A 19,505-nucleotide genomic window follows, 5' to 3' on the forward strand; every position below is an offset into this window, starting at 1 on the left:
CCCACCATGGACTTCCTCTCCGCCCTGCGCGTCTCCGCCTCCGGCCTCTCGGCGGAGCGCACCCGCGTCAACCTGGCCGCCTCCAACCTGGCCAACGCCGAGTCCACCCGGGGCCCGGACGGCAAGCCGTACGCCCGCCTGGACCCGGTGCTGGAGGCGGTCTCCTTCGAGGCGGCGCTGGGCGCCGGCCCGGACGGCGGCGAGGTGCAGGGGGTGCGGGTGGCCGAGATCGCCCGCGACGACGGGCCGGGCCGCCGCGTCTACTCGCCGTCCCATCCCGACGCCGACGGCGACGGCTTCGTGACCCTGCCCAACGTCAACCCCATCCACGAGGTGGTGAACCTCATGTCGGCGCAGAAGGCCTACGACGCCAACGCCACCGCGGTGGACACCCTGAAGACGATGGCGCAGCGCGCCCTCGAGATCGCCCGGTGAGGTGACACATGGCCATCGAATCCATCGGCAGCATCCCCTCACGCCTCCCCGAGCTCCGCGGCCCCGCGCCGGCGGCGCAGCCGGGGGCCGCCTCCTTCGCCGGGATGCTGGGCCAGGCGCTCGGCCAGGTGGAGTCCCTGCAGCTGGCCGGCGACGCCCAGGCCAGCGCCGCCGCCAACGGCGAGGGCAACCTGCACGAGGTGGCCCTGGCCCTGGAGAAGGCCGACATCGGGATGCGGGTGGCCTCCAAGGTCCGCAACAAGCTGGTCGAGGCGTACCAAGAGATCATGCGCATGCCGGTCTAGGTGATCGATGGAACCCCTGCTCAACCAGCTCCGCGAGCTCCCCAAGGCCCTGGCCTCCCTGCCGGCCGGCATCAAGTTCGTGGTCTTCGTGGCGGCCCTGGCGGCCATCGGCCTGGGCGTGCAGAGCGCCGTGCAGGGCGCCGAGGCCTACCAGTACGCCTTCACCAACCTGACGCCGGAGGACTCCGCCGAGGCGGCCGGGACCCTCAAGAACGCCGGCCTGCCCTTCCGCCTGGAGGCCGGCGGCAGCGCCCTGGCCGTGCCGGCCGCCAAGGTCTACGACGCCCGCCTGCTGCTGGCCGGCGCCGGCCTGCCGCGCGGCGGCGGGGTGGGCTTCGAGATCTTCGACCGCGGCGACCTGGGCGTCTCGGAGTTCACCCAGAAGGTCAACCTGCGCCGCGCCACCGAGGGCGAGCTGGCCCGCACCATCTCCCGCCTGACGCAGGTGCGCACCGCCCGGGTCCACCTCACCATGACCGAGAAGGGGCTCTTCCGCGACCAGGACAAGACCGCCTCGGCCGCCGTGGTGGTCAACCTCCAGCCCGGCCGCAAGCTGGGCGACAAGGAGATCGCCGGCATCCGGCACCTGGTCTCCGCCGCCGTCCCCGGGCTGGCCGCCGAGGGGGTCACCGTGGTGGACGGGGCCGGCGAGGTCCTGACCGCCGAGGGTGGCTGGGGCCAGGCCATGGGCTACCAGAAGAAGCTCGAGCACGACCTGGAGCGGCGGGTGGTGGACATGATCGAGCAGGCGGTCGGGCCTGGCGCGGTCATCGCCCGGGTCACCGCCACCATGGACGCCAACGAGATCCAGACCAACGCCGAGACGGTGGACCCCGACGCCACCGCGCTGCGCAGCGAGCGGCGCGTCACCCAGGCCTCCCAGGGCGCCGCCGCCGGCGCGGCCGGCCTGGCCGGCGCCGCCGCCAACCAGCCGCTGGCCCCGGCCGCCCCGGCCGCCGCCGCCGCCAAGGGCGCCGCCTCCACCATGGAGGACAACATCCGCAACTTCGAGGTCTCCAGGACCACCACCACCACCCTGGCCAAGGTGCCTCGCCTGACCAAGATCTCGGTGGCGGTGCTGGTGGACGCCCTGAACGGCCAGCCTCGACCCCAGGCCGAGCTCGACAAGCTGGGCGAGCTGGCGCGCCGCGCGGTGGGCTTCGACGAGGCCCGCGGGGACGAGTTCGACCTGACCAGCGCCCCCTTCACCCGCAGCGAGGAGGCCGCCGGCGAGGCCGCCCCCGCCGCGGTGGCCGCCCGTCCCTGGTGGTTCTGGGCGGCGGCCGGCGGCGGCGCGGTGCTGCTGCTGGCGGTGCTGGGCCTGGTGGCGCTGCGCAGGAAGCGCCCGGCCCAGGACGCCAGCGACCTGCAGTTCCTCACCCCGGGCGCCAGCGTCGCCCAGATCGAGGCGGCCCTGGCCCGCGAGGCCGCCCTGCCCCCCTCGACCGTGCCGCCCCGCGCCGCCCTCGTCGACCCCACCCAGTCGCTGCGCGACCGCGCCCGCGAGCTGGCCACCAAGGACCCCACCCGCGCCGCGCACATCCTGAAGGCCTGGATGGCCCAGGAGCAGCGCAGCAACCGGAGCCACGATGCCTGACCTCGGCCCCAGCGCCCGCGAGCAGAAGGCGGACGCCCCGCTCCCCGCCGCCATCATGGCGGAGTCGTCCGGCCTCGGCTGCCAGCGCGCCGCGGCGGTGCTGCTGGGCGTCGGCGCCGAGGCGGCCGGCACCATCTTCAAGATGTTCGGCGAGACCGAGCTGCGCCGGGTGGCGCTGGGCGCCAAGGACCTGCGCACCGCCCCGTCGGCCCGGGTCGGCGAGGCCCTGGAGACCTTCGTGGAGGCCATGGAGACGGTGGGCGGCGACGCCGCCGCGGGGGACGACATGCTGCGTGACGTGGCCACCAAGGCGCTGGGGCCCGACATGGCGCGCCGCGCCTTCGACGGGGTCATCCCGCCGCCCCCGCCGGACGAGGTGCTCGGCTCGGTCTCGCAGGCCGACCCCGAGGCCCTGGCCATGGTGCTGCAGCGCGAGCAGCCGCAGACCATCGCCCTGGTGCTCTCGTCGCTCGACGCCTCGCGGGCCGCCGGCGTGATGGACCGGCTGCCCGAGAAGTCCCGCCCCGAGGTGCTGCGCCGCATGGCCACCATCGAGTCGGTGGCCCCCGAGGTGCTGCGCGAGGTGGGCCAGGCCCTCTCCACCGAGCTCAAGTCGCTGGTCTCCGGCGGGATGCGCCGGGTGGACGGCAAGGCCACCGCCCTCGAGATCCTGCGCCGCATCAACCCGCAGCAGCAGGGGGTGGTGATCGCCGAGATCGAGAAGGACGACCAGGCCCTGGCCGCCGAGATGCGCGGCCGGCTCTTCACCTTCAACGACCTGGTCAACCTGGCCGACCGCGACCTGCAGCAGCTGCTGCGCGAGATCGACGCCAGCCGCCTCACCGTGGCGCTCAAGGGCGCCACCGCCGACGTGCGGCAGAAGTTCCTGCAGAACCTCTCGTCGCGCGCCGCCGAGATGCTCTCCGACGACCTGTCGGCCATGGGCCCGGTCAAGCTCTCCAGCGTGGAGGCCGCCCAGCAGGAGATCGCCAAGCTGGCCCAGGAGCTGGCGTCGCAGGGCCGCATCACCATCGTCGGCACCGGCGAGAAGATGCTCTAGGGGTGACCCATGGCCGACTCCCTCCAGCGCCCGGCCTTCCTGCAGGCCATCCCCCCGGTGGGCGAGGCCCGCCTGGCGACCTTCGGGCACGCCGGCGGGCGCCCGCCGCCGCGGCCCCCCAGCTTCCACGGGCGGCGCCAGGAGCCGGAGCCGCCGCCCGGCCCCACCCAGGAGGAGCTGGCCGCCCTCCGCGCCGAGGCCTTCCAGCGGGTGGCGCACGCCGTGGAGGTGCTGAAGCTCCAGTCGGAGCGGCTGGCCGAGCAGGCCCGCAACGACGCCCTGGAGATCGGCTTCCTGGTGGCGCGGCGCATCCTGGAGGCCGAGCTGGCCACCGGGCCGGAGGCGCTCTTCAACCTGGTGCGCGGGGCCCTCAAGCGGGCCGGCGACTCCCGGCGGGTGGTGGTGCGGGTCCACCCGGAGCACCTCTCGCAGGTGGCCGGTCCGGCCGCAGCCGGGGAGCTGGGGGTCACCGCCGCGGCCATCGAGGTGGTCGGCGACGCCACCCTGGAGCCCGGCGACGTGGTGGTGGAGACCGACTTCGGCAAGGTGGACGGCCGGCTGCGCACCCGCCTCGACGAGCTGCACCGCGCCGCCGCCTCGGCGCTGGAGGAGGGCGCCGCGTGAGCCTCTACGACCGCGAGGCGCTGCGGCGCATCCTCGACGAGGCCGACCCCACCCCGCTGACGGGCACGGTCATCCGGGCCACCGGCCTGATCGTGGAGGCCACCCTGCCGCGCGTGCCGGTCGGCACGGCCTGCGAGATCCGCACCAAGGACGGCCAGCTGGTGCTGGCCGAGGTGGTGGGCTTCGCCGGCGGCGTGGCCAGGCTGATGCCGCTCTCCGAGATCCAGGGCATCGGCGAGGGGTGCGACGTGGTCCCGCGCGCCGCCGCCGACCGGGTGCCGGTCGGCCCGGAGCTGCTGGGCCGGGTGGTGGACGCCTCGCTGCGCCCCATCGACGCCGGGCCCACGCCGCTGCTGCGCGGCCGCGCCCCGCTGCACGCCGTGCCGCCCCCGGCGCTGCACCGCCGCCGGGTCACCGAGCCGCTGACGCTGGGCATCCGCTCCATCGACGCCTGCCTCACCGTGGGCGAGGGGCAGCGCATGGCGGTCATGGCCGGCCCGGGCGTCGGCAAGTCGGTGCTGCTGGGCATGCTGGCCCGCTCCGCCTCCGCCGACGTGGTGGTGGTCGGGCTGGTGGGCGAGCGCGGCCGCGAGGTGCGCGAGTTCATCGAGCGCGACCTGGGCGCCGGCCTGGCCCGCGCGGTGGTGGTGGTGGCCACCAGCGACGAGTCCCCCCTCAAGCGGCTGCGGGCCGCCATGGCCGCCACCTCGGTGGCCGAGTACTTCCGGGCCCAGGGCCAGAAGGTGCTCCTGCTGATGGACTCGCTGTCGCGGGTGGCCCAGGCCCAGCGAGAGATCGGGCTGGCGGCCGGCGAGCCGCCCACCACCAAGGGCTACCCGCCCAGCGCCTTCGCGGTGCTGCCGCGCCTGGTGGAGCGGGCCGGCAACGACGCCGGCCAGGGCAGCATCACGGCCTTCTACACCATCCTGGCGGAGGGTGACGACACCACCGGCGACCCCATCGCCGACGCCGCCCGCGCCACCCTGGACGGCCACCTCATCCTCTCCCGCCGCATCGCCGAGGCCGGCCTCTACCCGGCCGTGGACGTCCTGGCCTCCATCTCCCGCGTCATGAGCGACATCGTGCCGCCGGAGCACCGCGAGCTGGCCCGCCAGGCGCGCGAGGTGCTCTCGGCCTACCGCGAGGCGGCGGATCTCATCGAGGTCGGCGCCTACGCCGCCGGCTCCAACCCCAGGGTCGATCGGGCCATCCGCTGCATCGAGCCGCTGCGCGCCTTCCTGCGCCAGGACCCGGACGAGCGCACCCCGCTCGACGAGACCCTGGGCCGGCTGGCGCAGCTCCTCGGCCCCCAGGAGCGCCCCCATGCCTGAGCGCCGCTCCTGCCTCGCGTCGCTGCGGCTGGCCTGCCTGCTGCTGGCCCCCCTGGCGGCGGCCCCGTCGCGCGCCAGCGAGCCGCCGGCCCCGCCGGCGCCCGAGGTCCGCGGCCCGGCGCACCCGCTGGCCCGGCCGGATCCCCACGCCGCCGAGGCCGTCCCGCCGCTCAGCCCCGAGGTGCCCGAGCCGCACGCGGCCGCGCCGGTGGTGGCCGCCCCGCGCGCCCCCACCGCGCCAGGCACGGTCGGGCACGGCAACGGCACCGCCACGCTGGAGGATCACGCCACCGGGGCCATCCAGGCCGCCTCGCCCAGCGCCGGCCGTGCCGCCGCGGGCGACGCCGCCACGGCGGCGGCCGCGGTGCGCGGCCTGACCGGCGGGAAGAAGGAGCCCGCCCCGGCCTCGCGCGAGCCGCCGGTGCCGCCGACGCTGACCGGCAAGGCCCTGGCCGAGGAGCTGCGCCGCTCCGCCGGCGGGCGCGCCACCGACCAGGAGGCCCTGGCCGCCGAGCGGGCCCGCCTGGACCGGCTCACCAAGGAGATCGCCGAGGCCCGCGCCGCCCTCAAGGCGGAGACCGGACGGCTCGAGGCGCTGGTCACGCAGGCCGCCGAGGCGCAGGCCAGGGCCGCCAAGGGGGCCAAGCCCAGGCCAGGCCAGAAGGGCCCCGCCGCGCCGTTCGAGGCGCTCGCCAAGACCATGAAGAGCATGAAGGCCGACCAGGCGGCCGCGCTGCTGACCCGGCTCGACCGCCCGCTGGCCGCCACCCTCCTGGCCGGCATGAAGCCGGCCGAGGCCGCCGCCGTGCTCGAGAAGATGGACAGCGCCACCAGCGCCTCGCTGGTCACGCTCCTCGCCAAGAAGGAGTCGCCATGACCATCGACCTGGCCGGCCTCACGCTGGTCACCACCGGCGCCGTGACGCCGCGGGGTCCCGACCTCGCCGCGGGCGGCTCCCAGCTGGGACGGCGCACCGCCGAGAGCCCCTTCGCCGTGCTCCTGGCCTCCGCCAGCCCGGGGCGCCCGTCGGAGCGCGCGGCCGCGGAGGCGCCGGCCGGGAACCGCCAGGCGGCCCTGCTGGCGGGCCTGGCCGAGCACGCCGCTGCGGCTGGCGCTGCCCTCGCCGCTGCCGCTGCCGCGACCCAGGCCGGCTCGGAGTCGGGCACGCCAGCCGTCGCCACCTCGGACCCGCTCGAAGGTTCGGCCGTCGCGGCGCAGGAGGCCCCTGAGAGCAGCCTCCTCGCCGCCCAGGCCCCCTCTCCCGCCCCGGCGGGAGAGGGGGTCGTCCTGGCCGCCGCGCTGGCTGCGGCGAGCACCCTCGCGGGCGCTCGGGCGAGCATGGCCACGGCCGCGGGCATGGCGCCCGCAGCGGCGTGGCCCGTGAGCTCAGGCAGGAGGCCCGCGGCGACGCCGTCCGTGACCGCCAGCACGGGGTCCAGCGAGGCCTCCCAGGCCCGCGACGCCGGCGCCACGGCCCCTTCGTCGCCGATCCTCTCGCGATCCGAGCCGGGCCTGCCGCCCGGCTCGCCCGGAGCCAGCGCCAGCCGCATGGCGCGGGCCGGCGGGGGGCTGGCGCCTGGCCGCCAGGCCGGACCGGCCAGCCCGGCAGGAATGGCCGCCCACACACCGTCGGCCCAGCCCGCCGTTCCGCCCTGCACTGTCGAGGTCCACCCTGGGCCGCACCCTGCCAACCACCCGTCCGCGCAGGAGCCACGGGGCCCGGTCGCGCCCGCCGGCATGCCGGGGCGCAGCGCCAGGCTCGAGCCCGGGGCGCCCGCCTCGGCCACGCCGGCCGCCTCCGGCACCGTCCGTGCATTTGCACCGCAGCGGGACCGAGACGTGACGACCGACGACACCACCACCAGTGACCAGGATCGCTCCGGCGATGGCGCCGAGGCTGGCCCTGCCCTTGATCGCCGAGGCCTCGCCGCCGCAGGTCGTCCCACCGCGGCCGGGCTCCCGCCTGCAGCCCCCGGGCGACCCGCCGCGCAGGCCGAGCCGGCACCACCCGTCCAGCCGCAGGCCGACGGCGACGCTGGCGTCCCGTCTCCCGCCCAGGCCATCGACTCGGCCAGGGAGGAGTCGCCCCCCGCCCCCGCGCCGGTCCGCCGCCGCGACGACCCGGCGCGCCGCGCCGCGCCACCGCCGACACCGCCTCGCCGCGCCAGCTGGCTGGCCCGCCGCGCCCCGCCGCACCCCAGCCGCCGGCGCGCGCCGCCGCCGAGCCGGACCAGCGCCTCGCGCCGGCGGCCTTGCTGGCCCGCGACCTGGCCACCGGCGCCCGCCTGTCCCAGGCCTCGCAGGGCGGCCAGGCGCTGCGCGAGCCGGGCGAGCCGCAGCGCCCCAAGACCTCCCGGGCCACGGCCGAGCCGCAGCCCCAGGGCCCGCTGTCCGGGCCGGCCGCGGCCGCCGCCCCCGAGCCCACCCAGCCGCGCCCCGCCGCGGCCGCCCCGCGCCCCGCGCCGTTCCTGCCCCAGGACCCGCTGCCGTGCGACGTGGGTGGCGCCATCCTGCCCGGCGGGGCCCACCTCAGGCTGGCGTCGGACACCCTGGGCGACCTGTCCCTGCACCTGCGCGTCCGCGACGGCGTGGCCCACGTCCGCGTCGAGGGCGAGCAGGCCGCCACCGTGGTCGGCCGGGGCCAGGAGCTGCAGCGGGCCCTGGCGGCCGAGGGGCTCAGGCTCGGCCAGCTGGAGGTGGAGCGCCCCCAGCCGCAGGCCGCGCCCCCCGAGGCGGCCCGCGCCGCCGCCGGGCACGAGGCGCCGCAGGGCCGGCAGGACCGGCCCGACCGCGATCCGCCCGGCGGCCCCGCCGGCGATCGCCCCCTGTCCACCCCCGGCGCGCCGCAGGGCCGGCGCCCGGCGGGCCGCACCACCGCCCACCACGTGGAGGCCTGAGATGGCCGACGTCGTCACCAGCTCCCTGGGGAGCCTGCCGCAGGTCACCGGCGTCGTCGCGCCGACGGCCAAGAGCACCCTCGACAAGGACTCCTTCCTCAAGCTGCTCACCACCCAGCTGCAGAAGCAGGACCCGCTGTCGCCGATGGACTCCAACGCCTTCGTGGCGCAGCTGGCCCAGTTCTCCTCGGTGGAGGCCCTGGAGAACATGGGCAGGAAGCTCGACACGCTGGCCCTGGGCCAGGCCAACGCCAACCAGATGGCCGTGCCCCAGATGATCGGCAAGGAGATCCTCTTCAACGCCGACCACCTGGCCCTCACCAAGGGCGCCGCCGCCACCAAGTTCTCGGTGCTGCTGGGCGCCGCCTCCGACAACACCGTGGCCATGATCACCGACGCCGCCGGCAAGGTGGTGCGCACCCTCGACCTGGGCGCCCGCGGCGCCGGCACCTTCGCCACCGAGTGGGACGGGCGCGACGACCAGGGCCAGCCCCTCGACTCGGGCACCTACCAGCTGATCGTCGCCGCCTCCAAGCGGGACGGCACCGAGGTGGGCAGCGCCACCTTCGTGCGCGGGGTGGTCAGCGGGGTCTCCTTCGAGGGCTCCGTCCCGCAGCTGCTCGTCAACGGCAACGTCGTCCAGCTCGGCGACGTCACCGAGATCGCCACCGCGCCGCCCACCTAGCCACCGCCACCGCCACCGCAGCCACCCCAACCGACCTCACCGCACCCGAAAGGAAGCCGCCATGTCGCTCCTCACCTCCCTCTCCGCAGGCACCACCGGCCTCGAGGCCGCGTCGCTCGAGCTCTCCGTCGTCGGCGACAACATCGCCAACGCCAACACCATCGGCTTCAAGGGCGGCCGGGCCGCCTTCGAGGACGCCCTGACCCAGACGGTCATCGGCGGCACCGGCGAGATCGGCCTGGGCGCGCGGCTCGAGTCGGTGCAGAAGATCCTGACCCAGGGCGCCCTCAACTCCACCGGCATCGCCACCGACCTGGCGCTGCAGGGGAACGGCTTCTTCATCGTGAGCGGCAACCACAACGGCCAGACCGCCAACTTCTTCACCCGCGCCGGCCAGTTCACCGTGGACAAGGACGGCTTCATGGTGAACCTGGAGGGGCTCAAGGTGCAGGGCTTCCCGGCCGACGCCGCCGGCGCCCTCTCGGCCCAGCCGGGCAACCTGCTGGTGGGCACCGCCTCGGCCCAGCCGCGGGCCACCGGCTCCATCCAGGTGAAGGCCAACCTCAAGGCCGACGCCGTCATCAAGACCGACGCCCTGGGCGCCCCCATCCCGTTCGACCCGGCCAACCCCGGCGGCACCTCCGAGTTCTCCACCTCCATGACCGTCTACGACACCCTGGGCGCCGCCCACGCGGTGCAGGTGTTCTTCTCCAAGACGGCCACCGGCGCGGGCGGCAACTCCTGGGAGTGGAACGCCATGACCGACGGCGGCGGGCTGGCCCCGCCGGCCGTGGCCGGCACGCTGGAGGTCATCGCCGGCGGCGCCCTCACCTTCGACAACCAGGGCCGCCTGGCCACCGACGTGCCGCGGGCCACCAACGCCACCACCTTCAACCCGCTGGGCGCGGCCGCCCCCCAGCCCCTCACCTTCAACTTCGGCGACCCGACCGCGGTGGCCGGGAACACCGGCCTGCTGGGCGTCTCGCAGTTCGCCGCCCCCTCGGCCTCCACCTTCATCGGCCAGGACGGCTTCGGCTCCGGCCAGCTGGCCTCCATCCGCATCGACCCCACCGGCAACATCAACGGCGTCTTCACCAACGGCCAGACCCGCGTCCTCGGCCAGGTGGCGGTGGCCGCCTTCTCCGGTCCGGACCGGATGGAGCGGGTCGGCGGCAACCTGTTCCAGCAGAGCCAGGCCTCCGGCCAGCCGGTCATCGGCGCCCCGGGTGCCGGCGGACGCGCCTCGATCATCTCGGGCTCGCTCGAGCAGTCCAACGTGGACCTGGCCGAGCAGTTCGTGCGGCTCATCGCCGCCCAGCGGGCCTTCCAGGCCAACTCGAAGACCATCACCACCGCCGACCAGCTGCTCTCCGAGCTGATCGCGCTCAAGCGGTAGGCGGCTTGCACCCAGGGCGTCCTTAAGGGACCGCCCTGGCGTACCGATGACCCGGGTGCCTGGAGCTCACATGATCGTGCTGACACGCCTCGACGGGAAGGAGCTGGTGGTCAACGCCGACCACGTCCTCACCGTCGAGGCCACACCGGACACCGTGATCCAGCTCGTCAACGCCATGCACCTGATGGTCAAGGAGCCCCCGGACGAGGTGGTGGAGCGGGTGGCGGCGTGGCGGCGGCGCTGCCAGCTGGGCCCCGAGCGCCGGGGCGACGTGCTGCCGTTCCCGCGCAGCGTGCCGAACCCGGAGGACTAGCCCATGGACATCACCAGCGTCGGCGGGATCGTCTTCGCCATCGCCGCCATCCTGGTCGGCCAGGCGCTGGAAGGCGGCCACGTCGGCTCCATCCTGCAGCTCACCGCCGCCATGATCGTCTTCGGCGGCACCATCGGCGCCGTGGCCGTGGCCTTCCCCAAGAAGGACTTCTTCCACGGGCTCAAGCTGGCCAAGATGGTCTTCAGCGAGAAGAAGCGCGACATGGGCGGCATCGCCAAGCAGCTGGTGGACTACGCCTCGCTGGCCCGCCGCGACGGCGTGCTGGCGCTGGAGGGGCGGCTCGGCGAGGTCACCGACCCGTTCATGCGGCGGGCCCTGCAGTTCGTGGTGGACGGGGTGGACGCCAACGTCACCCGCGACACGCTGGAGGGGGCCATCGACGCCGAGTACGAGGAGAACGAGGTGGGGGCCAAGGTGTGGGAGTCGATGGGCGGCTTCGCCCCCACCGTCGGCATCCTGGGCGCGGTGCTCGGCCTCATCCACGTGATGGAGAACCTGAACGACCCGTCCAAGCTGGGCGGCGGCATCGCCACCGCCTTCGTGGCCACGGTGTACGGCGTGGGCGCGGCCAACCTGTTCTTCCTGCCCTTCGCCAACAAGATCAAGCGCAAGCTCAAGCTGGAGAAGGAGCGCAAGACCCTCATCGCCGAGGGGGTGCTCTCCATCCAGGAGGGCGTCAACCCGCGGGTGCTCGAGGAGAAGCTGCGCGCCTACACGGGCGAGGAAGCGCCCCCCGCCGAGAAGAAGGCGGCCTGACGGCCGACCCTGGGAGACCTGAGTGGCCCGCAAGAAGAAGGCGCACGCCGAGGAGCACGAGAACCACGAGCGGTGGCTGGTCTCCTACGCCGACTTCATCACCCTGCTCTTCGCCTTCTTCGTGGTGCTCTACTCGGTGTCCCGGGTGGACAACAAGAAGATGCAGCAGGCGGTCCAGTCCATCCAGTGGGCCATGCACTACGGCGGCACCGGCGGCACCGGCGCCCTGCCCATCTTCGACGGTCCGGCCGCCAACGGCGGCGGGCCGGCGCTCAACTCCGGCTCCAACTCCAACCAGGCGCCGAAGGCCAAGGCCATCGAGATGCTGCGCAAGAAGCTGGAGAAGCGCATCAAGCCCTTCCTGATGGAGCGCAACGTCCGGCCCTCGGTGACCGTGGCGGTGGAGGGGCGGCGCCTGACGGTGCGGCTGGCCGCCACCGAGTTCTTCGACGCCGGGCAGGCGGCGCTGCGCCCGCAGATCCTCTCGGTCATCGACGCCATCGCCATGGAGCTGGTGCCGCTCGAGCGCACCCTGCGCGTCGAGGGGCACACCGACGAGACGCCGCAGGGCGGCGACCGCTACCGCAACAACTGGGACCTGTCGGCGGCGCGGGCCGCCACGGTGGTGACCTACCTGGAGGCGGCCCACCGGGCCCGCCCCGAGCTGCTGCAGGCGGTGGGGCTCGGCTCGGCCCACCCGGTCTCCGCCGAGGAGACCCTGGAGGCGCGCGAGCGCAACCGCCGGGTCGAGCTGGTCATCGAGCTCGAGGCCAACGACGAGCTGCTGAACTCCGGCCTGGAGTAGCGGGCCGGGTACCGGACCTGGGTCCACCCGACGCGGGGTCGGCGGGGACCCGCCGAGGCCCTGTCCCACACGACCGCGCCCTGCGACGCCCCACGACGCGTACCGTCGGTCGAGCTGGGGCCGGCGCCGGCGCAACCCCTCGCCGCCAGGCCGGATCTCCGCTCCGTCGCACCAGCCGCAGCGTCCGTCCGACGCGGACGCGGGGTCCGTCTCACCCATCCCCCGAATGGCACGCCGACTGCTCATGTCCGCTTCGCGACCGCGGACGCAGCGTCCCCAGGCCGCGCCAGACCGGCCCCCCGGCCGGTCCACCTGGAGGCAGCACCATGCTCTCGAAGCTGACGATCGGCGCCAAGATCTTCGCGGCCCTGGCGGCCGCCACCGTGGTCCTCCTGCTGGTCGGCGGCCTGGCCTGGTGGAGCGCCCGCGACATCGCCGGCCACCTCGACGAGGCGACCAACCAGAAGATCCCCAGCCTGGTGGCGCTGGCGAGCGCCGACGAGGCGCAGATGAGCCTGGAGGCCGCCACCTGGAAGCTGGTCAACCGGCGCATCACCCCGGGCCAGGCCCGGGAGGCCCTGGCGCAGGTCCGGGAGAAGCTGGCCGCCGTGGAGGAGGCCACCCGCGCCTACGAGGCGCAGCCGCACCAGCCCGCCACCCTGGCGCTGTGGGCGGCATGGAAGACCCCCTTCACCGAGTGGCGCGGCACGGTGGAGGAGCTGGCCCGGCTGGCGGGGGAGCGGGCCGACCGGCTGGCCGCCGGCGCCACCGCCACCGACCCGGCCATCGTCGCCCTGGAGGCCCGCGCCTGGACCGCCATGCAGGAGGGGTGGCCGGTCTTCGAGCGGGCCGAGGCGGGCATCGAGGCCATCAAGGGACAGACCCTGGCCGACGCCGCCAGGAACGGCGCCGAGGGCCAGGCGGCGGCCTCCTCCGACACCCGGCTCATCCTGGTGACGGCGCTGCTGGCCGGCCTGGCGCTGCTGGCCATGGCCTGGACCCTCTCCCGCCGCATCGGCGGCACGGTCCGCGCCCTGGTGGCCGAGGCCGGCAAGCTCAGCCAGGCGGTGGCGGAGGGTCGCCTCGGCCTGCGCGGCGACACCGCCCACCTGGACCCCGAGTTCCGGCCGGTGGTGGAGGGGCTGAACGCCACGCTGGACGCCTTCATGAGGCCCATGGGGGTCACCGCCGACTACGTGGCCCGCATCTCGCGCGGCGACCTGCCGCCGAAGATCACCGATCGGTACCAGGGCGACTTCAGCGCCATCAAGGACAACCTCAACACCTGCATCGACACCCTCGCGGCCCTGGAGGTCGAGATGGCCCGGGTGGCCGAGGCCGCGGTGCAGGGGCACCTGGAGCAGCGCGCCGACGCCGCCCGCCACCAGGGGGCCTTCCGCCGGGTGGTGGACGGCGTCAACGCCACCATCGACACGCTGGTCGGCCACCTCGACGCCATGCCGGCCCCGGCCATGATCATCGACCGCGACTTCAAGGCCCGCTACCTGAACAGCGCCGCCCTGAAGGTGGTGGGGCGCGACCGCGGCCAGGCGCTGGGGCAGCGCTGCGCCGAGCTGTTCCGCACCGAGGACTGCGACACCGAGCGCTGCGCCTGCGCCCGGGCCATGAGCGGCAACCGGGTGGCCGCCAGCGAGACCACCGCCCGCCCGGCCGCCGGCGAGCTGGAGATCGCCTACTCCGGCGTGCCGCTGCGCGACCGGGGCGGCCAGGTGATCGGCGCCTTCGAGGTGGTGAGCGACCAGACCGCGGTGAAGCGCGCCATGCGGCAGGGCCAGAAGGTGTCGGCGTTCCAGGCCAGCGAGACGGCCCGGGTGGTGGCGGCGCTGGAGAAGCTGTCGCGCGGCGACCTCGAGGTGGACACCCGGGTGGCCGAGGCCGACGCCGACACCGCCGAGGTCCAGCGGACCTTCCAGACCATCGCCGGCGCCATCCAGCGCAGCGCCGAGGCGGTGCGGGCCCTGACCCGCGACGTGGCCACCCTCTCCGAGGCGGCCATCGCCGGCCGGCTCTCCACCCGCGCCGACGCCTCGCGCCACCAGGGCGACTTCGCCAAGATCGTGACCGGCGTGAACGGCACGCTGGAGGCGGTGGTGGCCCCCCTGGCCGAGGCGGCCGCGGTGCTCGACCAGCTGGCCCAGCGCGACCTCCGGGCGCGGGTGGCCGGCGCCTACCAGGGCGATCACGCCCGCATCAAGGACTCGCTCAACGCCACCGCCGAGGCCTTGCACGAGGCCCTGACCCAGGTGTCGTCGGCGGTGGAGCAGGTGACCAGCGCCTCGCAGCAGATCGCCGCGTCGTCCCAGGCGGTCGCCTCGGGCGCCTCGGAGCAGGCCGCCTCGCTGCAGCAGACCACCTCCAGCCTGGAGTCGGTCTCCGGCATGACCCGCCAGTCGGCCGACAACGCCGGCCAGGCCAACACCCTGGCGCAGGACGCCAGGTCCGCTGCCACCGCCGGGGCCGCCGCGGTGGAGCAGATGCAGGTGGCCATGACCCAGATCCGCGCCAGCGCCGAGGGCACCTCCCAGATCATCAAGGACATCAACGAGATCGCCTTCCAGACCAACCTGCTGGCCCTCAACGCGGCCGTCGAGGCGGCGCGCGCCGGAGAGGCCGGCCGCGGCTTCGCGGTGGTGGCCGAGGAGGTCCGCTCGCTGGCCCTGCGCAGCAAGGAGGCGGCCACCAAGACCGAGGCCCTGATCCGCGAGTCGGTGCGGCAGGCCGGCGAGGGCGAGGTCACCTCGCGCCAGGTGGCGGGCCAGCTCGGCCAGATCGTGGCCGGCATCGGCAAGGTCTCGGACATCGTCTCGGAGATCGCCGCGGCCGCCAAGGCGCAGACCGGCGGCATCCAGGAGGTGAGCCAGGCGGTGGCCGAGATGGACAAGGTGACCCAGCAGAACGCCGCCTCGGCGGAGCAGTCCTCCTCGGCCGCCAGCGAGCTGAACGGGCAGGCCGAGGAGCTGGCCGCCATGGTGGGCGCCTTCCAGCTGGCCCGGCCCGGGTCGGCGCGGCAGGCCGCGGCCCTGCCGGCGGCGACACGCCGCGCACCCCGGACCACCACCCAGGCCCGCGGCCCCACGGCGCGCTCACCGCGCCGGCCAGCCGACGCGCTGTTCCCCATGGACGACGCCACCGAGCTGAAGGAGTTCTGAGCGGAGCGGGGCCGGGTCTGACCGACCCGGGTGGGGGCGGAGGTTCTGCGGGACCCATGCCGCCTCGGGACCGTGCCTCGCCAACCCCCAAAGGAGCCATGCCTCAATATTCTGTTTTTACTTCGGTTTTTTCCGGTCAAGGCCAGGAGGGCCCCGTGATCTGCGGTGGCTGGCCTGGCCAAAGCTGGCACATCGACTGCTCTCACAAGGAGCCACCACACCCGAGCGCGCCGACGTCCGGCCCGCCCGAGGGAGGGAGATGACATGAACGAGACCACCGTCGAGAAGTCCGCTGGCGCCGAGGGCGGCGCCTCAGACCTGGGCAAGCGCCTGGCCGGCAAGTACATGACCTTCCAGCTCGCCCGGGAGGAGTACGGCCTCGAGATCCTCAAGGTGCGCGAGATCATCGGGCTCATGGAGATCACCCGGGTGCCGCGCACCCGCGAGTTCGTCCGCGGCGTCATCAACCTGCGCGGCAAGGTCATCCCGGTGGTCGACCTGCGGCTGAAGTTCGGCATGGAGCGGACCGAGGCCACCGACCAGACGGTCATCATCGTGGTCCAGTGCGCCGTGGACGGCCGGCCGCTGACCATGGGGCTGCTGGTGGACCAGGTGCTGGAGGTGCTCTCCATCGACGGCGCGCAGATCGAGCCGGCTCCCTCGCTGGCCCACGCCCAGCTCGACGAGGAGTTCATCCTCGGCGTCGGCAAGCACGAGAAGCGCATCGTCTTCCTGCTCGACATCGCGCGCATCCTCTCCAGCGACGAGGCCCACGACCTGGCCCGCACCGCCGGCTAGCCGCGGTCCGCGGTCCCATCGCCGCCCGGGCCACGGCCCCGGCCCCCACCCGGACGGAGCCACCCATGTCCCTCACGACGCCAGCCCCGCTCCGCCCCGGCACCCGCCGGATCCGCGTCCTGGTGGTGGACGACTCGGCGGTGGTCCGCAACGTCTTCTCCACCGAGCTGGCCAAGGACCCGGGCATCGAGGTGGTGGGGGCGGCCCCCGACCCCTTCGTGGCGCGCGACATGCTGCTGGAGCGCGAGCCCGACGTGATCACCCTCGACATGGAGATGCCGCGCATGGACGGCATCACCTTCCTGCGCAAGATCATGCAGTACCGCCCCACCCCGGTGATCGTGGTCTCGTCCCTGACGCAGGCCGGCGGCGAGCTGGCCATGGAGGCGCTGGCGGCCGGGGCGGTGGAGGTGATGTGCAAGCCCGGGGCGGCCTACTCGGTGGGCGACATGACCGCCGACCTGGTGGAGAAGGTGAAGGAGGTGGCCAGCACCGGCCTCCGGGTGCCGGCCGACCGACCGGCGCCGCCGCCGCGCAGCGGCGCCGCCGCCCCCTCGCTGACCCGCACCACCAACCAGATCCTGGCCATCGGGGCCTCCACCGGCGGCACCGTGGCCATCGAGCGCATCCTGGCCACCCTGCCCCCCAACGTGCCGGGCATCGTCATCACCCAGCACATGCCCGAGCTCTTCACCAAGTTCTTCGCCAACCGGCTCAAGAGCATGTCGCGCCTGGACGCGCGCGAGGCGGTCGACGGCGACTCGGTGGTCCCCGGCGTGGCGCTGGTGGCCCCCGGCAACAAGCACATGCTGCTGAAGCGCTCCGGCGCCCGCTACCTGGTGGAGGTGAAGGACGGGCCGCGCGTCAACCGCCACCGCCCCTCGGTGGACGTGATGTTCCGCTCGGTGGCGCGCACCGCCGGCAAGAACGCGGTGGGCGTGATCCTCACCGGCATGGGCGGCGACGGGGCGCAGGGGCTGCTGGCCATGCGCGAGGCCGGGGCCCGCACCATCGCGCAGGACGAGGCCACCTGCGTGGTCTTCGGCATGCCCAAGGTGGCCATCGACGCCGGGGCGGTCGAGCAGGTCATGCCGCTCGACCTGATCGGCGCCGAGGTGCTGCGGCTGGCCGAGGCCGCCGGCCGCGGCTAGCGGCCTCCCCTACTCCAGGTCGAGCTCGAGCAGCACCGGGTCGCCGGCCTCGGAGTGCACCACCGCGGCGCAGGTGCGCCGGCCGGTGGCGGGCAGCCCGGTCAGCACCGCCTGCGGCAGGCCCAGCTGGCTCGGCACCTTGGTGCCGAAGAAGCGCGTCACGAAGGCGCCGCCGATGACGTTCAGGATCTCCGAGACCGCGGCCCGCCCGTTCTCCTCGGCCTCCGGGTCGGAGGGCTCGGTGCCGAGCATGTTGGCGGCCAGCTCCACCCCCACCGGCACCGCCATGGTGAGGCGCAGGGTGCCGGAGCGCACCGACTCGAAGGCCAGGGTGGCGGCGAAGACCCGCTCGCCCCACTGGATGGGCTCCTCGGCCGGCTCCACGAACATGAAGGCCGAGTCCTGCAGCACGGTGCCGACGATGTCGGTCAGCAGCTCGGACGTCGCGTCAGCCACGGGTGTCTCCCTTGCCCAGGATCTCCAGGACCAGGTCCTTGAGCGCCTCGGGGCGGAACGGCTTGGCCAGGTAGGCCCGCGCCCCGATGTCCAGCAGGCGCTCGATGCGCTGCTCGCTGATGGGGGTGGCCACGATGATGACGGGGATCTTGGAGAGCCGGTCGTCGGCGCTCATGCGCTCGACCAGCTCCATGCCGTTCATGACCGGCATGTTGATGTCGGCCAGCACCAGGTCCACGTGGTGCTCGGCCAGCCGGGCCAGGGCCTCGGCCCCGTCGCCGGCCTCGTGGACCTGGCCGATCTCCAGCCCGCACAGGCCGATGGCGCGCCGCACCATCTTGCGGGTCACCGGGGAGTCGTCCACCACCAGGATGTCGAGCGGCACGGCCTGCTCCTTCCCTTCAGATGCGGCGGTCACAGCTGGGAGACCTCGGACCCGGACTGGATCGTGATCTGGCCGGTGTCGACGAAGAGGCGCGCGGTGCGGGAGCGGTTGCCGCCGCAGTCCTCCGCGCCGATGAGCACCTGGGCCTTCCAGAAGATCTTGCGCATCATGGTGTAGTTGCGCTTGCCGATGTCGAAGGTGCCGTTGTCGCCGTGGAAGTTGCCGCCGCCGGCCACCTTCACCAGGATGCTGGCCTTCTTCGATCCCAGCGCGTACATCCGCTCGAAGAGCATGGGGATGCCGGTGTCGGCGAAGGTGCCCGGCGAGCCCTGGGCGCGCTCCGGCGACAGCGTGGAGGTGGGCAGCTGGAAGTGCAGCATGCCCGCCACCTTGTTGAGCGGGTCGTAGGTCATGACGGCGATGCAGGACCCCAGCCCGTGGGTGATGAGCGTGGCGTCGCGGTCCGCCGTCACCTCCAGCCCGCCGATGGAGACCGTGATGAGCCTCATCGAGCCTCCTCGGGCAGCCGGTAGACCGAGGGGCGCTCGGTCTTGAAGCGGGTGGTGATGCCGTTGAGGGTCTCGGAGTGGCCGATGAAGAGCGGGCAGCCGGGCCCGACCAGGCGCTCGAACTCCCCCACCACCCCGGCCCGCATGGGGCGATCGAAGTAGATCATGACGTTGCGGCAGAAGACGGCGTCGAGCGGCCCCTTCATCGGGTAGGGCCGGGCGGCCAGGTTGAGGCGCCGGTAGGTGATGCGCTGCTTGAGCCGGTCGCGCACCGCCCACTGCACCTCGCCGTCCTCCCCCGGCGGCAGCCGATCCATGTAGCGCTGCAGCATGGCCGGCGGGATGCCGTCGATCTCCTCGGCGCCGTAGACCCCGGCCACCGCCCTGGCCAGCACGCGGGTGGAGATGTCGGTGGCCAGCACCTTCCAGTCGCAGCCCTCCAGGATGGGATCCAGGGTCATGGCGATGGTGTACGGCTCCTCGCCCGACGAGCTGGCGGCGCACCAGATGCGGAAGCGCCGCTGCCCGGCCGCCTTCTGCTCCAGGATGCACTCGCGCAGCGTCTCGAAGTGGTCCGGCTCCCGGTAGAACTTGGTGAAGTTGGTGGAGATGGCGTCGAGGAAGAGCACCACCTCGTCGTCGCCGTCGACGCGCAGGCGCTCCAGGTACTCGCGCTCGCTGGACAGGCCCAGCTCGCGCAGCCGCTTGGCCAGGCGGGCCTGCACCAGGGCGGCCTTGCCGTCCCGCAGGAAGATGCCGGCCTTCTGGTAGGCGATGGCCTGGAACTCCTTGAAGGTCTGGGCGTCCATGG

General features: G+C 74.3%; 19 protein-coding genes and 1 pseudogene. 16 read left to right on the forward strand and 4 right to left on the reverse strand.

Annotation, left to right across the window (positions count from 1 at the left end; all coding sequences use genetic code 11):
- The first annotated feature begins 6 nt into the window (after positions 1-6).
- The 16 genes and pseudogenes from flgC to IPO09_15725 all read left to right on the forward strand — a co-directional run bounded on the left by flgC (position 7) and on the right by IPO09_15725 (position 17,344).
- Complete coding sequence (gene flgC / locus IPO09_15650; protein ID MBK9518749.1) at positions 7-435, forward strand: flagellar basal body rod protein FlgC; 429 nt, start codon at positions 7-9, stop codon at positions 433-435.
- 8 nt (positions 436-443) lie between these two features.
- Positions 444-740: a flagellar hook-basal body complex protein FliE gene (gene fliE / locus IPO09_15655; protein ID MBK9518750.1), complete on the forward strand. Its 297-nt coding sequence runs from the start codon at positions 444-446 to the stop codon at positions 738-740.
- Positions 741-747: 7 nt separating this feature from the next.
- Entirely contained in the window at positions 748-2,337 is a 1,590-nt protein-coding gene (fliF, locus tag IPO09_15660; GenBank protein MBK9518751.1) for a flagellar M-ring protein FliF, read from the forward strand.
- On the forward strand, positions 2,330-3,397 hold the full coding sequence (gene fliG, locus IPO09_15665; protein ID MBK9518752.1) for a flagellar motor switch protein FliG: 1,068 nt from the start codon (positions 2,330-2,332) through the stop codon (positions 3,395-3,397). The genes fliF and fliG overlap by 8 nt, the downstream gene beginning before the upstream one ends.
- Positions 3,398-3,399: 2 nt before the next feature.
- A pseudogene (locus IPO09_15670) lies at positions 3,400-4,021 on the forward strand (flagellar assembly protein FliH).
- Positions 4,018-5,352, forward strand: coding sequence for a FliI/YscN family ATPase (locus IPO09_15675; protein MBK9518753.1), 1,335 nt, complete (start codon positions 4,018-4,020; stop codon positions 5,350-5,352). The pseudogene IPO09_15670 and the gene IPO09_15675 overlap by 4 nt, the downstream one beginning before the upstream one ends.
- A 298-nt stretch (positions 5,353-5,650) precedes the next feature.
- A complete protein-coding gene (locus IPO09_15680; GenBank protein MBK9518754.1) occupies positions 5,651-6,229 on the forward strand; it encodes a hypothetical protein in 579 nt (192 codons plus the stop codon).
- A gap of 1,375 nt (positions 6,230-7,604) precedes the next feature.
- A complete protein-coding gene (locus tag IPO09_15685; protein ID MBK9518755.1) occupies positions 7,605-8,249 on the forward strand; it encodes a hypothetical protein in 645 nt (214 codons plus the stop codon).
- A 1-nt stretch (position 8,250) separates the two neighbouring features.
- Positions 8,251-8,934, forward strand: coding sequence for a flagellar hook assembly protein FlgD (locus IPO09_15690; GenBank protein MBK9518756.1), 684 nt, complete (start codon positions 8,251-8,253; stop codon positions 8,932-8,934).
- 61 nt (positions 8,935-8,995) lie between these two features.
- A complete protein-coding gene (locus tag IPO09_15695; protein ID MBK9518757.1) occupies positions 8,996-10,330 on the forward strand; it encodes a flagellar hook protein FlgE in 1,335 nt (444 codons plus the stop codon).
- 70 nt (positions 10,331-10,400) lie between these two features.
- Complete coding sequence (locus IPO09_15700; GenBank protein MBK9518758.1) at positions 10,401-10,643, forward strand: flagellar FlbD family protein; 243 nt, start codon at positions 10,401-10,403, stop codon at positions 10,641-10,643.
- A 3-nt stretch (positions 10,644-10,646) separates the two neighbouring features.
- Complete coding sequence (locus IPO09_15705) at positions 10,647-11,420, forward strand: flagellar motor protein (protein ID MBK9518759.1); 774 nt, start codon at positions 10,647-10,649, stop codon at positions 11,418-11,420.
- 22 nt (positions 11,421-11,442) lie between these two features.
- Positions 11,443-12,225: an OmpA family protein gene (locus IPO09_15710; GenBank protein MBK9518760.1), complete on the forward strand. Its 783-nt coding sequence runs from the start codon at positions 11,443-11,445 to the stop codon at positions 12,223-12,225.
- Positions 12,226-12,551: 326 nt separating this feature from the next.
- A complete protein-coding gene (locus IPO09_15715; GenBank protein MBK9518761.1) occupies positions 12,552-15,395 on the forward strand; it encodes a PAS domain-containing protein in 2,844 nt (947 codons plus the stop codon).
- Between the two features lie 264 nt (positions 15,396-15,659).
- A complete protein-coding gene (locus tag IPO09_15720) occupies positions 15,660-16,193 on the forward strand; it encodes a purine-binding chemotaxis protein CheW (GenBank protein MBK9518762.1) in 534 nt (177 codons plus the stop codon).
- A 65-nt stretch (positions 16,194-16,258) separates the two neighbouring features.
- Complete coding sequence (locus IPO09_15725; protein MBK9518763.1) at positions 16,259-17,344, forward strand: chemotaxis response regulator protein-glutamate methylesterase; 1,086 nt, start codon at positions 16,259-16,261, stop codon at positions 17,342-17,344.
- Between the two features lie 9 nt (positions 17,345-17,353).
- On the opposite strand, the gene IPO09_15730 is transcribed toward IPO09_15725, so the two are convergent.
- The 4 genes from IPO09_15730 to IPO09_15745 are packed head-to-tail and all read right to left on the reverse strand — an operon-like array spanning position 17,354 to position 19,503.
- A complete protein-coding gene (locus tag IPO09_15730; GenBank protein ID MBK9518764.1) occupies positions 17,354-17,800 on the reverse strand; it encodes a chemotaxis protein CheX in 447 nt (148 codons plus the stop codon).
- On the reverse strand, positions 17,793-18,185 hold the full coding sequence (locus tag IPO09_15735; GenBank protein ID MBK9518765.1) for a response regulator: 393 nt from the start codon (positions 18,183-18,185) through the stop codon (positions 17,793-17,795). Before IPO09_15735 ends, IPO09_15730 begins: the two co-directional genes overlap by 8 nt.
- A gap of 29 nt (positions 18,186-18,214) precedes the next feature.
- Complete coding sequence (locus IPO09_15740; protein ID MBK9518766.1) at positions 18,215-18,694, reverse strand: chemotaxis protein CheD; 480 nt, start codon at positions 18,692-18,694, stop codon at positions 18,215-18,217.
- Positions 18,691-19,503: a protein-glutamate O-methyltransferase CheR gene (locus tag IPO09_15745; GenBank protein MBK9518767.1), complete on the reverse strand. Its 813-nt coding sequence runs from the start codon at positions 19,501-19,503 to the stop codon at positions 18,691-18,693. The genes IPO09_15740 and IPO09_15745 overlap by 4 nt, the downstream gene beginning before the upstream one ends.
- Between the last annotated feature and the right edge of the window lie 2 nt (positions 19,504-19,505).

Origin of the sequence: Anaeromyxobacter sp. (genome assembly GCA_016718565.1) — a bacterium.
Taxonomy (GTDB): Bacteria; Myxococcota; Myxococcia; order Myxococcales; family Anaeromyxobacteraceae; genus JADKCZ01.